The following is an 18,779-nucleotide window of genomic DNA, read 5'->3' as shown; positions in this document are numbered from 1 at the left end:
TCCATCCCGCAAACGTACATAAGGGAGTTATGCACGATTTATGCGCAATCCTCAAGGCGGGAATGGTGTAAATAGATGTCACGGCAGGCATTGACTGCCTGCCGTGAAGGGGATCAGTTCTTTTCAGGCGGGAAAACGAGGTTCAGCACAATAGCGGTGATACCGCCCGCGGCGATGCCGGAAGAGAGCAGGTTTTTCACCCAGTCAGGGGCAAACTGCAGGATCAGCGGCTGCTGAGAAACGCCCAGACCCACGGCCAGCGACAGCGCGATAATCATGATTGCCCGGCGGTTCAGCGGTTCGCGGGAGACGATACGCACCCCGGACGCTGCGATAGTCCCGAACATCACCAGCGTTGCGCCACCCAGCACCGGCTCAGGAATGTGCTGCACAAAGCCGCTCACCGCCGGGAACAGGCCGAGGACGATCAGCATCAGCGCCACCACAAAACCCACGTAGCGGCTGGCGACGCCGGTCAGCTGGATCACGCCGTTGTTCTGGCCGAAGCAGGAGTTCGGGAAGGTATTGAATACCGCAGAAACAAACGAGTTCAGGCCGTTCGCCAGCACGCCGCCTTTCAGGCGCTTCATGTACAGCGGGCCGGACACCGGCTGCTCGGAGACGTCGGAGGTAGCGGTGATATCGCCGATGGTCTCCAGAGAGGTGATCATAAAGACCAGCATCAGCGGCAGGAGCAGACCCCAGTCAATGCCCAGACCGTAGTACAGCGGCGTGGGGACGGTGATCAGCGCGCTGTTGGTCGGTGCGGTGTTCTCCGGCAACATGCCCAGCGCCCACGCCAGCAGATAACCGGCTGCCATGGCGATCACCAGCGAAGCCACGCGCAGGTAAGGGTTACGCTGGCGGTTCAGCAGAATAATGATCGCCAGCACGACGCCCGCCAGCAGCAGGTTTTTCGGCGCGCCGAAGGTATGGTCGCTCATTGCGGCATAGCCGCCGCCGATGGAGGTGAGGCCGACCTGAATTAGCGACAGGCCGATAATCATCACCACCACGCCGGAGACCAGCGGGGTAATGACGCGGCGCGCCAGATGCAGCACGCGGGAGATGACCATTTCCGTGCAGCTTGCCAGCATCAGGGTGCCGAACAGCGCCGCCATCATGGTCGGGACATCCGCACCGCCGGTTTTCAGGGCTGTGCCGCCCATGATCAGCGGCGCCACGAAGTTAAAGCTGGTACCCTGGATCGACAATAATCCCGACCCCACCGGACCCCACGCTTTAATTTGAATAATTGAGGCCACGCCAGAGGCGAAGAGGGACATACTGATGATGTGCTGCGTATCCTGCGCCGGTAAACCGAGCGCCTGGCAGATCAGCAGCGCCGGGGTGATCACCGCGACAAACATCGCCAGAAGATGCTGGCAGGCCGCGAAAAGCGTCTGAGGCAGTGGCGGGCGATCTTCAAGGCGGTAAATCAGTTCGCTATTTTGCTTCTGCGCAATCGGTTGCGCATCAGGCGACTCTATGGTGTTAACGGACATCGGCGGCAATCCCACGGTGGAAAAGCGGGCATTTTATCTGACCACCTGGTAAAAGCAAACGATTGCCAGCAAAAAAAGGGAAGAAAATCTGCCGTTGTGAGCAGGTTTTCTACAACCCGTCGGGAAAAAAAATTACACTTTTTGCGCCGGTGGCTCATGAAGAGCGCAAACCGGCCAGGATAACGCCGCGTGTGTATGGAACACGCGCATAACAGGAGCCTTTTATGATTCATCTCGATACGTTGTCGACCCTTGTTGCCGCAACGCTGGTTCTGCTGCTTGGTCGCAAGCTGGTACACAGTGTTTCCTTTCTGAAAAAGTACACCATTCCTGAACCTGTCGCCGGTGGTTTGCTGGTGGCGCTGGCCCTGCTGGTACTGAAAAAAAGCATGGGCTGGGAAATTGATTTTGATATGTCCCTGAAAGATCCGCTGATGCTGGCCTTCTTTGCCACCATCGGCCTGAACGCCAACCTGGCGAGCCTGCGCTCTGGCGGTAAGGTGCTCGGCGTATTTCTGATTGTCGTGGTGGGACTGCTGCTGATGCAAAACGCCATTGGCATCGGCATGGCGACGCTGCTGGGGCTGGATCCGCTGATGGGTCTGCTGGCGGGTTCGATTACCCTGTCAGGCGGCCATGGTACTGGAGCCGCGTGGAGTAAGCTGTTTATCGAGCGTTACGGCTTTGAAAACGCAACGGAAGTGGCGATGGCCTGCGCAACCTTTGGTCTGGTGCTGGGTGGCCTGATTGGCGGCCCGGTGGCCCGTTATCTCGTTAAACATTCCACCACGCCGAATGGCAGACCGGACGATGAAATGGTGCCCACCGCGTTCGAAAAGCCGGATGTCGGGCGCAGCATCACCTCGCTGGTACTGATTGAAACCATCGCGATGATTGCCATCTGCCTGACCGTGGGCAAAGTGGTTGCGCAATGGCTGGCGGGTACCGCGTTTGAACTTCCGACCTTTGTCTGCGTGTTGTTTATCGGGGTCATTCTGAGCAACGGTCTGGCGCTGATGGGCTTCTACCGCGTGTTTGAACGTGCGGTATCGGTGCTCGGAAACGTCTGTCTGTCGCTGTTCCTGGCGATGGCGCTGATGAGCCTCAAACTGTGGGAGCTGGCCTCGCTGGCGCTGCCGATGGTGGCGATTCTGGCGGTGCAGGCACTGTTTATGGCGCTGTACGCCATGTTCGTGACCTGGCGCCTGATGGGGAAAAACTACGATGCAGCGGTGCTGGCAGCGGGTCACTGCGGGTTTGGTCTGGGGGCAACCCCAACGGCTATTGCCAACATGCAGGCGATCACCGAACGGTTTGGGCCATCGCACATGGCGTTTCTGGTGGTGCCAATGGTCGGGGCGTTCTTTATTGATATCGTCAACGCGCTGGTGATTAAGCTGTACCTGATGCTGCCGATGTTTGCCTGAAATCAGGCGTTGGAATAGCGCTCGGTTTCCGGCATCCAGCGCTCAATTAACGCTGCCGCCTGTTCGGGGTAGCGTTCATGAATATGGCGTGCGAGGCGCTGAACTTCCGGGATCATGGCCTGATCGCGCAGCAAATCCGCCACCTTAAATTCGGCATTTCCCGTCTGACGCGTGCCCAGCAATTCGCCCGGGCCGCGTATCTCAAGGTCTTTTTGTGCAATCACAAAACCGTCGTTGCTGTCGCGCAGCACCTGCAAACGCATCTGGGCAGTTTTTGAGAGCGGCGCTTTATAGAGCAGCACGCAGTGGGAGGCCACTGCGCCACGCCCAACGCGCCCACGCAGCTGGTGGAGCTGAGCAAGGCCAAGACGCTCCGGGTTTTCGATGATCATCAGGCTGGAGTTGGGGACGTCGACGCCCACTTCAATAACCGTCGTCGCGACCAGTAAATGCAGCTCACCCTGTTTGAACGCCTGCATCACCGCCTGTTTTTCGGCAGGCTTCATGCGCCCGTGAACCAGACCCACGTTTAGCTCCGGCAGCGCCAGCTTTAGCTCTTCCCACGTTGCTTCAGCAGCCTGCGCTTCAAGCAGTTCTGACTCTTCAATCAGGGTGCAGACCCAATAGGCCTGACGCCCTTCGTGGGTACAGGCGTTGCGCACGCGGTCGATGATATCGCTGCGGCGCGTATCCGGTATGGCGACCGTCGTGACCGGCGTACGCCCCGGCGGCAGTTCATCGATGGTGGAGGTATCCAGATCGGCATAGGCGGTCATCGCCAGGGTGCGCGGGATTGGCGTGGCGGTCATGATCAGCTGATGCGGATGGAAGCCCTGCTGCAGCCCTTTTTCCCACAGCGCCAGACGTTGATGCACGCCGAAGCGGTGCTGTTCGTCGATAATCACCAGCGCAAGGCCGTTAAACAGTACCTGCTCCTGGAAGATAGCGTGTGTGCCGACAATCATCTGCACCTGGCCGCTGGCGATGGCTTCCTGCTGCGCAAGACGCGCTTTGCCTTTTTGCTTCCCGGCAAGCCAGCCTACCTCAATCCCGAGCGGCGCGAACCAGGCGCGGAAATTATTGGCGTGCTGTTCAGCCAGCAGCTCGGTCGGCGCCATCAGCGCCACCTGTTTACCGTGGGCAATCGCGCGCAGTGCTGCCAGGGCGGCAACCAGCGTTTTACCGGACCCGACGTCGCCCTGCACCAGGCGCATCATCGGCACGTCGAGGGCCATATCGCGTTCAATCTCGGCCGTTACGCGCGCTTGTGCGCCGGTCGGCTTAAACGGCAGAGAGGCCAGCAGCTTATCTTTGAGCGCATCATTCTGGCTTAACGGCTGAGCGTGGAAACGCTGCGCGCCTGCGCGAAGCGCCAGCATGCTCAGGTTATGTGCCAGTAATTCCTCAAGGATAAGACGCCGTTGTGCGGGATGTTTGCCGCTTTCTAAATCGCTGAGCTGTAATGTGGGTGGTGGACGATGCAGTGTGCGCAGTGCCTCGGGCAGGCTCATCATGCCCTGTGCCAGCTCGGGGGGCAGAAGTTCGGTAATCGCGCAGGTATCCAGCAGCTCCAGCGCCTGATCGGTGAGTTTACGCAGCGTTGCCTGCTTAATGCCTTCAGTCGTCGGGTAAACCGGCGTAAGCGTCTCCTGCAGTTCCGGTGTGCTGAGGTCGCCCTGCACGCGGTACTCCGGGTGGATCATCTCTGCGCCGTATTTACCGCGTTTGGCTTCGCCATAGGCCAGCACTCGGCGGCCTGTCGCCAGGCTGTTTTTCATCGCTGCGCTGAAGTTGAAAAAACGCATGGTGAGAATGCCGGTACCGTCGCTGATCTGACAGGTCATCATCCGGCGTCCACCAAACGTGATGTTGCAGTTCAGGACTTCGCCTTCAACGGTGGCGTAAATGGCAGGCAGCAGATCGCCAATTTTGTAGAGCTGAGTGCGGTCTTCGTAACGCAGAGGGAGGTGCAGGAGGAGATCCTGCACGGTATGCAGGCCAATTTTTGCCAGCTTACTGCTTTGCGCCGCGCCCACGCCCGTCAGGCTATTGAGCGGAATGGCATCCAGCAGGCGGCCTTTCATCAGTTACCCGGCGTACTGCATGGTGGACCACCACTCGGCATCGGCTTCAATTTCGCCCTGCGCGTTGACGTGGGGGTAAGGCAATTTTTTCTGCTTCGCGACGCGAGCCAGCACCGGATAACCGCCTTCAAACAGCAGGCGCTGCTGTTCCTCTTCCGGCAGCATACTGTTGCTGCGCTCGTACATTCCGGCGTTCTGGCGCTGGCGCTGCGCTTCATACAGAATCAGCGCAGAGGCAACCGACACGTTCAGGGACTGAACCATACCGATCATCGGGATGATGATGTCCTGATCCGCCAGATCCAGCGCTTCCTGGGTGATCCCGGTTTTCTCCTGCCCCATCAAAATGCAGGTTGGGCGGGTGTAGTCGATCTCGCGGAAATCCACAGCTTTAGCAGAAAGGTGAGTCGCAAGAACCTGCATACCGCGGCCTTTCAGGTGCGATACGGCTTCACCAATCGTCTGATGCGTTTTGACGGACACCCAGCTGTTGCTGCCTGCGGCAGCAGACACCATGTTTCGCATGCGGGTGCCCGGCCAGACGGCGTGCACTTCATGCACGCCGACGGCGTCTGCGGTACGAACGATAGCAGAGACGTTATGAGGCTTATGAACCTGCTCCATGCAGACCGTCAGGTCAGGCTGACGCCTGGCGAGCATTTCGCAGATACGTGTATAACGTTGTGAATTCATAAACCTAGTTTCGGTTTCGGGTAACTTTAATCACGTCCGGCATGACGCGGATCTTGCGCATAATATTCGCCAGATGCACGCGGTCGCGGGCGGTCAGACGAATAAAGGCGCTATAAACGCGGCCGTCTTTTTCTTCCGTATTCAGGCTCTGAATGTTGGACGAGGCCGTGTTGATCGCTGCCGTCAGGTTTGCCAGGGCACCCTGGTGATTGAACATATCCACCTTAATTTCGGTGATAAATTCCTGCGCCGTCTCTTTGTCCCACTCGACCGCCATAAACTTCTCGGCTTCTTTCTGGTAGCCGCGAATGTTACGACAGGATTCATGGTGGATAACCAGCCCTTTACCGGGGCTGACGTGCGCAATAATCGGGTCACCTGGTATTGGACGGCAACATTTTGCGAAGGTGATCAGCACCCCGTCCGCGCCTTTGATTGGCAGATGAGCGTGGCCGGATGCGCCTGGAGCAGAAGGTATCGCTTCGCCCTGCTGCAGGTTTTTCGCCACCACGACGCTCATGGCGTTACCGAGACCAATTTCCGCCAGCAGATCGTCCAGAGACGTGAGCTTCATGCGGTCGAGTTCGCGCTGGATATGCTCTGGTGGAATTTCAGCCAGCTTACGGCTACCGCCCAACGCGTGGTTGAGCAGACGGCGTCCCAGGCTGACGGAGTCGTCGCGCTTGAGGTTTTTCAGCAACTGGCGGATTTTGGCGCGCGCTTTGGAGCTCACCACAAAGTTCAACCAGGCCGCGTTCGGGCGTGCGCCCGGTGCGGTAATAATTTCTACCGTCTGGCCGCTGGAGAGCGGCTGAGACAGCGGGTAAGGCTGTCTGTCGACGCGTGCGCCCACGCAGGCATGCCCGATATCGGTATGTACTGCGTAAGCAAAGTCGACCGGCGTTGCGCCCGCAGGCAGTTCGACAATGCGACCTTCTGGGGTGAAAACGTAAATCTCATCCGGGAAGAGATCGGATTTCACGCTCTCGATAAATTCAAAGGAGCTACCCGCACTCTGCTGCAGTTCCAGCAGGCTCTGCATCCAGCGCTGGGCGCGGATCTGTGCAGTCGTGCTGCTTTCGCCACCGTGCTCTTTATACGCCCAGTGCGCGGCGACACCCATCTCTGCCATCTGGTCCATGTCTTCGGTGCGGATCTGCACTTCGACAGGCACGCCGTGTGGACCGATCATCGAGGTATGCAAAGATTGATAGCCGTTCGCTTTTGGAATGGCGATGTAATCTTTCATGCGCCCCGGACGCGGTTTGTAGAGGCTGTGCATCTGCCCCAGCACGCGATAGCAGGTATCGGCATCGTGGACGATCACGCGGAACGCGTAAATATCCATGATCGAGTGAAAACGCTGCTCTTTGAGCACCATTTTGCAGTAAATCGAGTACAGATGTTTCTCGCGACCGCTGACGCGGCACGGAATACCCGCTTCCTGTAAACGCCCTTCAATTTCCGAGAGGATCTTTTGAATCATCTCTTTACGGTTACCGCGTGCGGCTTTCACCACCTCTTTAATGACGCGATAGCGGTTCGGGTATAACGCTTCAAAACCCAGCTCTTCCAGCTCGGTTTTAATGTGGTGAATACCTAAACGGTGCGCCAGCGGACTGTAAATTTCCAGGGTTTCACGAGCAATGCGGCGACGCTTGTCCGGGCGAAGTGAGCCCAGCGTGCGCATGTTGTGGGTACGGTCAGCGAGTTTGATGAGAATGACGCGGATATCCTGCACCATCGCCATAATCATCTTGCGGAAGTTTTCGGCTTGCGCCTCTTTCTTGTCGCGGAATTTCAGCTTATCAAGCTTAGAGACCCCTTCCACCAGTTCGGCAACGCTTTTGCCAAACAGCTGTTCCATATCCTGGTAGGTGGCAGGGGTATCTTCGATCACGTCATGCAGCAGCGCAGCCATCAGCGTTTCGTAGTCGAGTTTCATCTCGGCCAGAATGCAGGCTACCGCAACAGGGTGCGTGATGTAGGGTTCACCGCTTGAACGTGTCTGGCCCTCGTGAGCGTCACGTGCAACGAGATACGCCTGCTGAAGACGCTTAATCTGGTCTTCAGGCAGGTAGGTTTGAATCAGTTGATTCAGGCTTTCAAACAGATACAAGGGCGACCCGCAGGTTTAATTAACGACGACCTTCAGCAATGGCGGTTACGGCCTGCAGTTCTGCGGCTTCCTGCTCTTGCTGCTCCTGGCGCTCACGCACGTCGAGGATCTGGTTGTTGATCAGACCTTCTTCGATTTCGCGAAGTGCAATAACGGTGGTTTTATCGTTTTCTTCCGGTACCAGCGGATCTTTACCGCCTACCTGCATCTGACGAGCGCGACGCGCGGCGACCAGTACCAGGTCAAAACGGTTACCAATTTTCTCTACAGCGTCCTGAACAGTTACGCGTGCCATACTTAAAATGCTCCACAGGTGAAGAAATGACTGGGCATGATACTGAAAGTGGGTTCAGTCTGCCAACAGTTTGGTGATTAATGCGTCATGTCGCTGCTTCTGGCGGCTCATACGCAGACGTTCTGCGCGAAGGATGGTTTTGAGATCGCTCAGCGCGGCATCAAAATCATCATTCACAATAAGGTAATCATATTCCGCGTAATGGCTCATTTCTGCAACTGCCTGGGCCATACGCTTTGCAATCACGTCTTCGCTGTCCTGACCACGGCCACGCAGACGGCGATCCAGCTCATCTTTCGATGGCGGTAAAATAAAGATACTGCGTGACTCCGGCATTTTCTTACGAATTTGCTGTGCGCCCTGCCAGTCGATATCCAGGAAGACATTCACGCCCGTGGCCAGAACCTGCTCAATGGTTTCACGCGAGGTACCGTAGTAGTTACCAAACACTTCAGCGTGTTCAAGAAACGCATCCCTGGCGATCATCGCTCTGAACTCGTCGTGATCCACAAAGAAATAGTGTTCACCGTGCACTTCACCCGGACGCGGCTTACGCGTGGTGTGAGAAACAGATACCTGTGTGTCGTACAACGGTTGGGTTTTTAACAGTGCCTGAATAAGGCTGGATTTACCCGCGCCACTAGGGGCAGAAACAATATAAAGCGTGCCTTGAGCCATGAGAGTCTTTTGTATGTGTTAGCGAAGAAGTCCTACATACGGGCTTATTATACACGTCGGCGCAGTGTGACGTAGCCTTTGTCACACTTTTTCCCCTGGATTATTGAATTTTGCGTACCGTTTTCAGGTTTTACCCGCGGTTTGCTGCAATAAAAATGAATACTGGATAGCGTCTCGCATGATGAGAAGTTGTTATTAGCCATGTTTCTCACGTCAGGTTATACCTCCGGCATTGCAAAGGAGGGGTAGCGATGTGGCGATGGATAAGCGGGTTAATGCTGTTGTGGTGTGGTTATGGGGCGGCGGTGTGTCCGGTGTGGTCACAGGCTAAAGCCGGAAAAGAGATTGCATCCTTAAGCGCACAGATCAAACGCTGGGATGAAGCCTACTGGAAGCAGGGCGTCAGCGAGGTCAACGACGAGGTATACGACCAGCTCAACGGACGCTTAGCCCAGTGGCAGCGCTGTTTTGGCCATGATCTCTCAGAGAACACCTTACCTGCGCTGACGGGAAGCGTAAAACATCCTGTTGCCCATACGGGGGTGCATAAGGCCGCCAGCAAAGAAGCGCTAGGTCAGTGGATGCGAGGCCAGAAAAATCTCTGGATGCAGCCAAAAGTCGACGGCGTGGCGGTGACGCTGGTGTATCGCAACGGAAAGCTCGCCCAGGCTATCAGTCGCGGTAATGGGTTAAAAGGTGAGGACTGGACCGCTCGCGTGCGTTTGATTCCGTCAGTGCCTAAAGAGGTATCCGGCGCGCTGGCAAACAGCGTCCTGCAGGGGGAGCTTTTCTGGATGCGCGAGAATCATATTCAGCGGCAGATGGGCGGAATGAATGCACGCGCAAAAGTGGCGGGGGCGATGATGCGGCAGAACGACGGTGCGCTTCTGAACCAGACAGGAATATTTATCTGGGCCTGGCCGGATGGTCCGAAAGAGATGGAAAGTATGCTTTCTGCGCTGTCCGGAGCAGGGTTTTCCCTGACGGCGCCCTATACTTTGCCCGCCCGAACGGTTGATGAAGTTGAAAAGCAGCGTTTGGCCTGGCAAAACACAGCATTACCCTTTGCCACGGATGGCATTGTGGTTCGGTCCGCGGAGTCGCCTTCAGGGGAGCGCTGGCTGCCTGGCGAAGGCAACTGGGTCATGGCGTGGAAATATCCGCCAGTTGCGCAGGTTGCTGAGGTCAGGGATATTCATTTTTCAGTTGGGCGTACGGGTAAAATTTCCGTCGTGGCGGCGCTGGAGCCGGTGCAACTGGATGATAAACAGGTACAGCGGGTGAGCCTGGGGTCGGTTGGACGCTGGCAGAGGCTGGATATTGCCCCTGGCGATCAGATCCAGGTGAGCCTTGCCGGGCAGGGTATCCCACGGTTTGATAAGGTTATCTGGCGAGGGACGGACAGACAAAAACCAGAACCACCGGCCTCGCGTTTTCACTCCCTGAGCTGTTTTTATGCTTCGCCAGAGTGTATGGAACAGTTCTTCGCCCGGTTGACGTGGCTCAGTTCTAAGCAGGTATTCAACATTGAAGGATTAGGCGAGTCAGGCTGGCGAACACTCTGGCAGGCGCATCGTTTTGAACATCTCTTCTCATGGCTGCTCTTAACGCAGGCGCAGCTCCAGTCTACGCCGGGGTTTTCTCCAGCGCGGGGGCTGGCGCTCTGGCATCGCTTCAACCTGGTACGTGAACAACCTTTTATCCACTGGATGATGGCGTTGGGTGCGCCATTGCCACAAGCCTCGCTGAAGGCGTTGGGGGATATGTCATGGCAACAGATGCGTGAACGCAGCGCAAAGGCGTGGCAGGCCTTGCCGGGTACGGGGGAAGAGAGGACGCGGCAGATCGTGAGCTGGATAAATGCACCAGAGATTGATGTGCTGGTCCGGTGGCTTGCCCGGCAGCACATCAACGGTTTCTGAGATCAGTGTACGCCGTGCTTATAGTGAAACACGGGCAGTCCCAGCTTCAGACGCAGCGCCAGCATGCGGGCCGTAAAGCCAAACAGCAGCGTAGAGATAACCACCACATCATGGTTAGAAACATAATGCTGCAGGGCGATGTAGAGCACCGCCGCGGCGAAGGAAATGCCGGCATAAAGCTCTTTTTGAAAGACCAGGGGAATGCGTTTACAGAACATATCGCGCAGTACGCCGCCGAACACCCCCGTGACTACAGCAGCAATGGTGGCGATAACTGGTCCTTCACCCATATCGAGCGCTATTTGTGCTCCGATGATCGAAAAGACAATCAGCCCCAGCGCATCCAGCACCAGAAACAGACGGCGCAGATGGGGCATAACGGGTGCCACAATGGTGGTTAACACGGCGGCTGTTGCCACAATAATCACATACTCAGGGTGTTTAACCCAGCCGAGAGGGTAATGGCCAAGCAGGATATCGCGCACGGATCCGCCGCCCAGCGCGGTCGCGGTGGCAATAATGATCACGCCGAAGGTGTCCATGCGGCGTCGTCCGGCTGCAAGTGCGCCGGTCATGGCTTCTGCGGTGATACCAATAAGATAAAGAGTGTGAAGCAGCATATACCCTCCGGTCAGAACGCGGGCAGGTTAGCGATTTGTGCGCAAGATCACGATTGAGATTTTCTAAGGTGAATCCCTTTGCGCTATAAAAATTTATTCATTTCCCTTAAAGGGGCCTGATAAATGGAGGTAAGGAAGGAGAGTGGGTGGAAATTCGGATTAAAAATACTAATGGGTGGTGTCCAGCGGACACCACCTGAAAGCGATTACTCGATATTCTGGATTTGCTCACGCATCTGCTCAATCAGCACCTTCAGCTCGATCGCTGAGTTGGTTACTTCAGCATTGATCGACTTAGATGCCAGGGTGTTCGACTCGCGGTTGAACTCCTGCATCATAAAGTCGAGGCGGCGGCCTACCGCTTCCTTCTTCTTCAGGATGTTGTAGGTCTCTTTCACGTGTGCTTCCAGACGATCCAGCTCTTCGGCAACGTCAATACGCTGCGCCATCAGCACCAGCTCTTGTTCCAGACGGGTGTTTTCCAGCTGAACTTCCGCTTCTTCCAGTTTGGCTACCAGACGCTCGCGCTGCCATTGCAGCACTTCCGGCATATGGGTGCGGACTTTTGCCACTTCGGCGCTTACGCCTTCAAGACGCTGCTCAATCATCGCTTTCAGCGCCTGGCCTTCGGTTTCGCGGGCCACGATAAAGTCATCCAGGGTACCGTCGAGGGCGGCAAGGATTTCGGCGGCGATGGCATCCAGATCCTGCTCACCGGCAGCCATGACGCCAGGCCAGCGCAGAATATCAACCGGGTTGATTTCGCCTTCATCACTTTGCATTTTGACCCAGTTCGCCGCATTCACGAGCTGTTTAGCCAGTTTTTCATTCAGGATCAGTTCGCCCTGCGCACTGGCATCAGGCTCAAAACGCAGGTTACATTCCACTTTACCGCGCGTCAGACGAGTACGGATGCGCTCGCGTACAACGGGCTCGAGGCTGCGGAACTGCTCCGGCATACGGAAATATGTTTCCAGATAGCGCTGGTTTACCGAGCGCATTTCCCAGGTAGCGCTACCCCAGCTACCCTTGATTTCACGCCGGGCGTAGGCGGTCATACTGCGGATCATAGACATTCCCGTTTTTAAAGGAGAGATGGGGGGATTATAGCTTTCGGGGGCTTCTCAGGATAGGAATAAGCGTCCTTTATCCGTATAATGCGCAGCCACATTCGTTTCAAGCCGGAGAATCCATCATGCGTCCATCAGGTCGTAGCGCCAATCAGGTGCGTCCCGTCACCCTGACCCGTAACTATACAAAACACGCTGAAGGTTCCGTGCTGGTTGAGTTTGGTGACACCAAAGTACTGTGCACCGCGTCCATCGAAGAAGGTGTTCCGCGTTTCCTGAAAGGCCAGGGCCAGGGCTGGATCACCGCAGAATACGGCATGCTGCCGCGCGCGACCCACACCCGTAACGCCCGTGAAGCGGCGAAGGGTAAGCAGGGTGGCCGTACCATGGAAATTCAGCGTCTGATCGCGCGTGCGCTACGCGCCGCTGTGGACCTGAAAACTCTCGGTGAATTTACGATTACGCTCGACTGCGACGTGATTCAGGCTGATGGCGGCACGCGTACCGCGTCCATTACCGGTGCCTGTGTGGCGCTGGCCGATGCCCTGAACAAACTGGTTGCAGCCGGTAAGCTGAAAACCAACCCAATGAAAGGTATGGTTGCGGCGGTTTCCGTGGGTATCGTTAACGGTGAAGCGCTGTGCGATCTGGAATACGTCGAAGATTCCGCCGCCGAGACCGACATGAACGTAGTGATGACCGAAGATGGTCGCATCATTGAGGTACAGGGTACGGCGGAAGGCGAGCCGTTCACCCATGAAGAACTTCTTACCCTGCTGGCTCTGGCCCGAGGGGGAATCGAATCTATTGTCACGTCGCAGAAAGCGGCGTTAGAAGATTGATTTTAAAGGCGACCAATGAGTCGCCTTTTTTTTGCCTGCAAGACTGAAACCAAAGGAGCGAATCCATGAAATCGTATCAGCGCCAGTTTATTGAGTTTGCGATTAATAAACAGGTCCTTAAGTTTGGCGAGTTTACGCTGAAATCCGGTCGTAAGAGCCCTTATTTCTTTAACGCCGGGCTGTTTAATACCGGGCGCGATCTGGCGCTGTTGGGTCGTTTCTATGCCGAAGCGCTGATGGATTCCGGAATTGATTTTGACCTGCTTTTTGGCCCGGCCTACAAAGGCATTCCGATTGCGACCACCACCGCAGTAGCGCTGGCGGAACATCACGATCGCGACGTGCCGTACTGCTTTAACCGTAAAGAGGCTAAAACCCACGGTGAAGGCGGTAACCTGGTCGGCAGTGCACTGCAGGGCCGCGTGATGCTGGTGGACGATGTGATCACCGCAGGCACTGCGATTCGTGAATCGATGGAGATTATCCAGGCTCACGGCGCGACGCTGGCTGGCGTACTGATTTCTCTGGATCGTCAGGAGCGTGGGCGCGGCGATATCTCTGCTATCCAGGAAGTTGAGCGTGATTACGGCTGCAAAGTGACCTCTATCATTACCCTGAAAGAGCTGATTGCGTATCTGGAAGAGAAGCCTGAGATGGCGGACCATCTGGCTGCGGTGCGTGCATATCGCGAAGAGTTTGGCGTGTAGCTGAATTGCCCGGTGGCGCTACCGCTTACCGGGCCTACACCACCCGCAGGCCGGATAAGGCGAAGCCGTCATCCGGCACCGGAGTTATTGCAACTGAGCGGCGACGAGCGGCCAGCGGGCGTCAAAATCGTCCGTTGGACGGTATTTAAATTCGCTACGGACAAAGCGTGAGAGCATACCTTCACAAAACGCTAAGATCTGGCTTGCCAGCAATGTCTCATCCATCGTGTATCCTTCGCCTTCACGCATTTTCTTCTCGCGTAGTACCTGGCGCAGCTGCGCTTCAATACGTTCGAAAAGCTGATTAATGCGGCCCTGTAGCCTGTCCTGCTCAAACATCAGCGCGTGGCCAGTGAGGATACGGGTCAAGCCCGGGTTACGTTCACCAAAGCCCAGAATTAACAGCACAATCAGACGCAGACGCGCGGTGGTGTCTTTTTCGTCTTTCAGAATCAGGTTGATGCGTGTGATCAGGCTGTCTTCAATAAACTCAATCAGGCTGTCGAACATCCTGGTTTTGCTGGGGAAATGACGGTACAGCGCCGCCTCAGACACGCCTACAGAGGCGGCCAGTTTAGCGGTGGTGATGCGTTGACTGCCATCGCTGGATTCAAGCATCAGAGCCAGAGATTGAAGTATTTCTTCGCGACGATTCCTTTTCGCGGTTTGTTTTTCTGCCATGTTACAAAATACCCCTGAAAATAAGCACTTGCCAGGCTGGCATCCACACAGCGACCGCAAACGGACGTTTGCGGTTTGTTATTGCATTATGGCGCTGTGAGATACGTGTTTGTTGGGCGTTTATTTGCGCCCGGAATGGCCGAAGCCGCCTTCGCCACGGTCGGTGGCGTCAAAATCTGCCACCAGGTTAAATTCTGCCTGAACCACCGGCACAAAGACCATCTGCGCGATACGCTCGCCCGGTTCAATGGTGAAGCTGTCCTGACCACGGTTCCAGACGGAAACCATCAGTTGACCCTGATAGTCGGAGTCGATCAGACCAACCAGGTTGCCCAGCACAACGCCATGCTTATGGCCAAGGCCAGAGCGTGGCAGGATGACTGCCGCCAGAGACGGGTCAGCAATGTGAATGGCCAGGCCCGTCGGGATCAGGGTGGTGGCACCCGGAGCCAGTTCTACGGCGTCATCGAGACAGGCGCGCAGGTCAAGTCCGGCAGAGCCGGAGGTGGCATAGGTTGGCAGCGGGAATTGCTCGCCAACACGCGGGTCCAGAATCTTAACGTCGATTTTTTTCATCATAACGGGTAACGATCTCGTCCAGTAATTGTTGGCCCAGGAGTTCCTTGCGCTCAAGCGGTAAGATTTTATCTCCATCCTGCCAGAAAAGGTGCAGTGCGTTGCTGTCGCTGTTAAATCCTTGCGTGGCCAGCGATACATCGTTCGCGCAGATTAAATCGAGGTTTTTGCGCGTACGTTTTTGCCGGGCATATTCTTCCACATTATTCGTTTCTGCGGCAAACCCAACAACGTAAGGACGATGGTTTTTTAGTGCGGCGACACCGGCAACAATGTCCGGGTTTTTCACCATTTTTAGCGTTAATTCATCGCCTTGCTTTTTGATTTTCGCATCAGAGATGGTCTCAGCGCGGTAGTCTGCCACGGCCGCACAACCGATGAAAATCTGCTGGCTTTGCGCATGAGCCTGCACGGCGGCTTCCATCTCCAGGGCGGTGGTGACGTTAATGCGCTGCACAAAAGGCGGCGTAGGCAACGAGACCGGACCGCTTACCAGCGTGACGTTGGCGCCGCGTTTTGCTGCGGCGGCGGCAATGGCAAAACCCATTTTGCCGGAACTGTGGTTAGTGATGTAACGCACCGGGTCCAGCGGCTCGCGCGTAGGGCCCGCGGTAATCATGATGTTGAGATGTTGCAGATCGTTGACAGGTGAAAAATGGGCTGCGGCCATGTCGACAATCATCAGTGGATCAAGCATGCGACCCGGGCCCACATCGCCGCAGGCCTGGCTGCCGCTGTCTGGACCCCAGATAAGCAGGCCGCGTGATGCCAGCGTCTCCAGATTATGCTGGGTGGCAGCGTTACGGTACATCTGCTGGTTCATCGCAGGCACAACGGCGACCGGGGCAGGTGTAGCGAGGCATATGGTTGAAACCAAATCGTTCGCCATACCGGCCGCCACTCGGGCAATCAAATCAGCCGTGGCAGGGGCAAGAATCACGAGGTCTGCCCATTTACCAAGCTCAATATGGCCCATTGCGGCTTCGGCGGCCGGATCGAGCAGGCTGTCAGATACCGGGTACCCTGAAACGGCCTGCAGGCTCAGGGGAGTGATAAAGGCTTTGCCGCCTTCGGTTATCGCGACCCGCACATCCGCCCCGCGCTCGCGCAGACGACGCACCAGCTCCGGCGCTTTATAGGCAGCAATACCGCCGCTTACGCCAAGAACGATTTTTTTACCGGCCAGGCTCATCATGATTCTTTCCTGTTGGGTTTCACCAGAGAGCGGGCATTTTATCACAATCCCCTGAGCGCGGTGATTTTGTCCTTAGCTCACTTTGCGAGGCGCTACGCAAGAACGATACGAGGCCGTCGAGTGCCTGACTGGCCTGTGGCAGCATGTGGGTAAAAAGGGAGAAAGAGCATGGAAGAAGAGGATGAACTGCTGCTGCCGCGCGAAAAGTTGCTGCGCAACGGCGTCACCCCATTAACAGACGATGAGCTGCTGGCGCTCTTTTTGCGTACCGGGACCCCGGGGAAAACGGTCTTTACGCTGGCAAAAGAGCTGATCGCTCATTTCGGTTCACTGTATGGCTTGCTGACCGCCGACCTGGTGCAGTTTAAGCATATTGGCGGGATCGGCGTGGCGAAATATGCTCAGCTGAGGGCGATTGCCGAGCTGGCCCGCCGTTTTAACAATGTCCGCATGGAGAAGGAGGCGCCGATCCTGACGCCAGCGATGACGCGTGAATTCCTGCAAAGTCAGTTAACCGATGTTGAACGCGAGATCTTTATGGTGATCTTTCTCGACAACAGGAACCGGGTACTGAAACACAGCCATCTTTTTTCAGGTACCCTGAACCATGTTGAGGTACATCCGCGTGAAATTGTGCGCGAAGCGATAAAAGTGAATGCAGCGGGCGTGATCCTCGCGCATAATCACCCCTCTGGCTGTGCAGAACCGAGCAGAGCTGACAAAGAAATGACCGAGCGCATTATCAAATGCTGTCAATTCATGGACATTCGTGTGCTGGATCATCTGATAATTGGCCGCGGAGAGTACCTTTCTTTTGCCGAACATGGCTGGATTTAGGCTATTTCTGGCGATCCATCGGGATCTTTGTCTGTTCGGGACTTGAGCACACCGCCGAGTCAGCGTATACTACGCCACCTTTGAGAATCTCGGGTTTGGCATTTGGGCCTGGCAATCGAGAGTTCACTTAGAACTATGCGATGACCGGGCTGTAAAGCCTGACGAGGCGCCGATACCCCATACGAAGCTCGAGCTAATTTGATTTTTGGAGAATAGACATGTCCCGAGTCTGCCAAGTTACTGGCAAGCGTCCGGTGACCGGTAACAACCGTTCCCACGCACTGAACGCGACTAAACGCCGTTTCCTGCCGAACCTGCACTCTCACCGTTTCTGGGTTGAGAGCGAGAAGCGTTTTGTCACCCTGCGTGTATCTGCTAAAGGTATGCGTGTAATTGATAAGAAAGGCATCGATACAGTTCTGTCTGAACTGCGTGCCCGTGGCGAAAAGTACTAAGTACTTAAAGAGGAAATAAATCATGGCTAAAGGTATTCGCGAGAAAATCAAGCTGGTTTCTTCTGCTGGTACAGGTCACTTCTACACCACCACGAAGAACAAACGTACTAAGCCGGAAAAACTGGAACTGAAAAAATTCGATCCAGTTGTACGCCAGCACGTACTGTACAAAGAAGCTAAAATCAAATAATTTTAGCCTCCTTGTATTGAAAAACCCCGCAACTGCGGGGTTTTTTGCATTCTGCATCTCAACGGAGGAACCATGCCTGAATTACCTGAGGTAGAGACCAGCCGCCGCGGCATTGAGCCCCATCTGGTCGGCGCGACGATTCTTCATGCTGTCGTTCGCAATGGACGTCTGCGCTGGCCTGTGTCCGATGAGATCCACGCGTTAAGCGATAAACCCGTGCTTAGCGTGCAGCGCCGCGCGAAATACCTGCTGCTGGAGCTGCCTGACGGCTGGATTATCATCCATCTGGGGATGTCCGGGAGCCTGCGCATCCTTACTGAAGAACTGCCCGCGGAAAAGCACGACCACGTCGATCTGGTGATGAGCAACGGCAAAGTGCTGCGTTACACCGACCCACGGCGCTTTGGCGCGTGGCTGTGGACTAAAGAGCTGGACGGGCACAACGTGCTGGCGCATCTGGGCCCGGAGCCGCTCTCAGACGCGTTTAATGCGGAATACCTGAAAGCGAAGTGCGCGAAGAAGAAGAGCCCGATTAAGCCCTGGCTGATGGATAACAAGCTGGTGGTCGGCGTGGGGAATATCTATGCCAGCGAATCGCTGTTTGCCGCCGGGATCCATCCCGATCGGCTGGCCTCTTCACTGTCGGCTCAGGAGTGCGAACTGCTGGTCAGAGTGATTAAAGCGGTATTGCTGCGCTCGATTGAGCAGGGCGGAACCACGCTGAAGGATTTCCTGCAAAGCGACGGCAAGCCGGGCTATTTTGCTCAGGAGCTGCAGGTGTATGGCCGTAAAGGCGAGCCATGCAGAGTCTGCGGAACGCCAGTTATTGCCACGAAGCACGCACAGCGCGCCACGTTCTACTGCCGTCAGTGTCAGAAATAGC

At 55.9% G+C, this 18,779-nt stretch carries 19 protein-coding genes; 8 read left to right on the top strand and 11 right to left on the bottom strand.

Features of this window, described 5'->3' with window-relative positions:
• Positions 1–113 precede the first annotated feature (113 nt).
• Complete coding sequence (xanP, locus tag ACOTY9_RS18430; protein WP_014881972.1) at positions 114–1,505, bottom strand: xanthine/proton symporter XanP; 1,392 nt, start codon at positions 1,503–1,505, stop codon at positions 114–116.
• A gap of 224 nt (positions 1,506–1,729) precedes the next feature.
• Between xanP and gltS the strand changes: the two genes are divergently transcribed.
• Positions 1,730–2,932: a sodium/glutamate symporter gene (gene gltS / locus ACOTY9_RS18425; protein ID WP_014881973.1), complete on the top strand. Its 1,203-nt coding sequence runs from the start codon at positions 1,730–1,732 to the stop codon at positions 2,930–2,932.
• A 2-nt stretch (positions 2,933–2,934) separates the two neighbouring features.
• On the opposite strand, the gene recG is transcribed toward gltS, so the two are convergent.
• Genes recG through gmk form a run of 5 tightly spaced genes read right to left on the bottom strand, consistent with a single transcriptional unit; the run spans position 2,935 to position 8,801 of the window.
• A complete protein-coding gene (recG, locus tag ACOTY9_RS18420) occupies positions 2,935–5,016 on the bottom strand; it encodes an ATP-dependent DNA helicase RecG (protein ID WP_032629793.1) in 2,082 nt (693 codons plus the stop codon).
• A 3-nt stretch (positions 5,017–5,019) separates the two neighbouring features.
• A complete protein-coding gene (gene trmH, locus ACOTY9_RS18415; protein ID WP_014881975.1) occupies positions 5,020–5,709 on the bottom strand; it encodes a tRNA (guanosine(18)-2'-O)-methyltransferase TrmH in 690 nt (229 codons plus the stop codon).
• A 4-nt stretch (positions 5,710–5,713) separates the two neighbouring features.
• The gene (spoT, locus tag ACOTY9_RS18410; protein ID WP_014881976.1) at positions 5,714–7,828 is read right to left on the bottom strand and encodes a bifunctional GTP diphosphokinase/guanosine-3',5'-bis pyrophosphate 3'-pyrophosphohydrolase; all 2,115 of its coding nucleotides are present in this window, start codon (positions 7,826–7,828) and stop codon (positions 5,714–5,716) included.
• Between the two features lie 19 nt (positions 7,829–7,847).
• Positions 7,848–8,123, bottom strand: a complete 276-nt coding sequence (gene rpoZ, locus ACOTY9_RS18405) for a DNA-directed RNA polymerase subunit omega (RefSeq protein WP_000135058.1) — start codon at positions 8,121–8,123, stop codon at positions 7,848–7,850.
• Positions 8,124–8,177: 54 nt separating this feature from the next.
• Complete coding sequence (gene gmk / locus ACOTY9_RS18400) at positions 8,178–8,801, bottom strand: guanylate kinase (RefSeq protein ID WP_348566020.1); 624 nt, start codon at positions 8,799–8,801, stop codon at positions 8,178–8,180.
• Between the two features lie 251 nt (positions 8,802–9,052).
• Here gmk and ligB point away from each other — a divergent pair, with 251 nt between their 5' ends.
• Positions 9,053–10,723 carry an NAD-dependent DNA ligase LigB gene (gene ligB, locus ACOTY9_RS18395; RefSeq protein ID WP_336228328.1) on the top strand — a complete coding sequence of 557 codons (1,671 nt, stop codon included), beginning with the start codon at positions 9,053–9,055 and terminating at the stop codon, positions 10,721–10,723.
• Between the two features lie 2 nt (positions 10,724–10,725).
• Here the strand turns inward: ligB and ACOTY9_RS18390 are convergent, their stop codons facing one another.
• A complete protein-coding gene (locus tag ACOTY9_RS18390; RefSeq protein ID WP_023331717.1) occupies positions 10,726–11,343 on the bottom strand; it encodes a trimeric intracellular cation channel family protein in 618 nt (205 codons plus the stop codon).
• A 206-nt stretch (positions 11,344–11,549) separates the two neighbouring features.
• Complete coding sequence (locus ACOTY9_RS18385) at positions 11,550–12,413, bottom strand: YicC/YloC family endoribonuclease (protein WP_008502687.1); 864 nt, start codon at positions 12,411–12,413, stop codon at positions 11,550–11,552.
• Between the two features lie 125 nt (positions 12,414–12,538).
• On the opposite strand from ACOTY9_RS18385, the gene rph reads away from it, so the two are divergent.
• Positions 12,539–13,255, top strand: a complete 717-nt coding sequence (rph, locus tag ACOTY9_RS18380; protein ID WP_048996469.1) for a ribonuclease PH — start codon at positions 12,539–12,541, stop codon at positions 13,253–13,255.
• Between the two features lie 65 nt (positions 13,256–13,320).
• Entirely contained in the window at positions 13,321–13,962 is a 642-nt protein-coding gene (gene pyrE / locus ACOTY9_RS18375; protein WP_023331719.1) for an orotate phosphoribosyltransferase, read from the top strand.
• A gap of 84 nt (positions 13,963–14,046) precedes the next feature.
• On the opposite strand, the gene slmA is transcribed toward pyrE, so the two are convergent.
• From slmA to coaBC, 3 genes are all read right to left on the bottom strand, one after another.
• Complete coding sequence (gene slmA, locus ACOTY9_RS18370; protein ID WP_014881982.1) at positions 14,047–14,643, bottom strand: nucleoid occlusion factor SlmA; 597 nt, start codon at positions 14,641–14,643, stop codon at positions 14,047–14,049.
• A gap of 120 nt (positions 14,644–14,763) precedes the next feature.
• Positions 14,764–15,222: a dUTP diphosphatase gene (gene dut, locus ACOTY9_RS18365; protein ID WP_015570042.1), complete on the bottom strand. Its 459-nt coding sequence runs from the start codon at positions 15,220–15,222 to the stop codon at positions 14,764–14,766.
• On the bottom strand, positions 15,200–16,411 hold the full coding sequence (gene coaBC / locus ACOTY9_RS18360) for a bifunctional phosphopantothenoylcysteine decarboxylase/phosphopantothenate--cysteine ligase CoaBC (RefSeq protein ID WP_348566041.1): 1,212 nt from the start codon (positions 16,409–16,411) through the stop codon (positions 15,200–15,202). The genes dut and coaBC overlap by 23 nt, the downstream gene beginning before the upstream one ends.
• A gap of 171 nt (positions 16,412–16,582) precedes the next feature.
• Here coaBC and radC point away from each other — a divergent pair, with 171 nt between their 5' ends.
• From radC to mutM, 4 genes are all read left to right on the top strand, one after another.
• Complete coding sequence (radC, locus tag ACOTY9_RS18355) at positions 16,583–17,251, top strand: RadC family protein (protein WP_059372042.1); 669 nt, start codon at positions 16,583–16,585, stop codon at positions 17,249–17,251.
• A 218-nt stretch (positions 17,252–17,469) separates the two neighbouring features.
• The gene (rpmB, locus tag ACOTY9_RS18350) at positions 17,470–17,706 is read left to right on the top strand and encodes a 50S ribosomal protein L28 (protein ID WP_002436699.1); all 237 of its coding nucleotides are present in this window, start codon (positions 17,470–17,472) and stop codon (positions 17,704–17,706) included.
• A 22-nt stretch (positions 17,707–17,728) separates the two neighbouring features.
• Complete coding sequence (gene rpmG / locus ACOTY9_RS18345) at positions 17,729–17,896, top strand: 50S ribosomal protein L33 (protein ID WP_003024094.1); 168 nt, start codon at positions 17,729–17,731, stop codon at positions 17,894–17,896.
• 72 nt (positions 17,897–17,968) lie between these two features.
• Positions 17,969–18,778 (top strand): bifunctional DNA-formamidopyrimidine glycosylase/DNA-(apurinic or apyrimidinic site) lyase, encoded by an 810-nt coding sequence (mutM, locus tag ACOTY9_RS18340; RefSeq protein ID WP_014881985.1) that lies wholly within the window; start codon positions 17,969–17,971, stop codon positions 18,776–18,778.
• Position 18,779: the final 1 nt, after the last annotated feature.

It is taken from the genome of Enterobacter cloacae complex sp. SHL012 (genome assembly GCF_049237505.1).
In the GTDB taxonomy this organism is placed as follows: Bacteria; Pseudomonadota; Gammaproteobacteria; order Enterobacterales; family Enterobacteriaceae; genus Enterobacter; species Enterobacter kobei.
The sequence above is the reverse complement of the archived record's forward strand: the minus strand, read 5'-3'. Positions and strand labels throughout refer to the sequence as shown.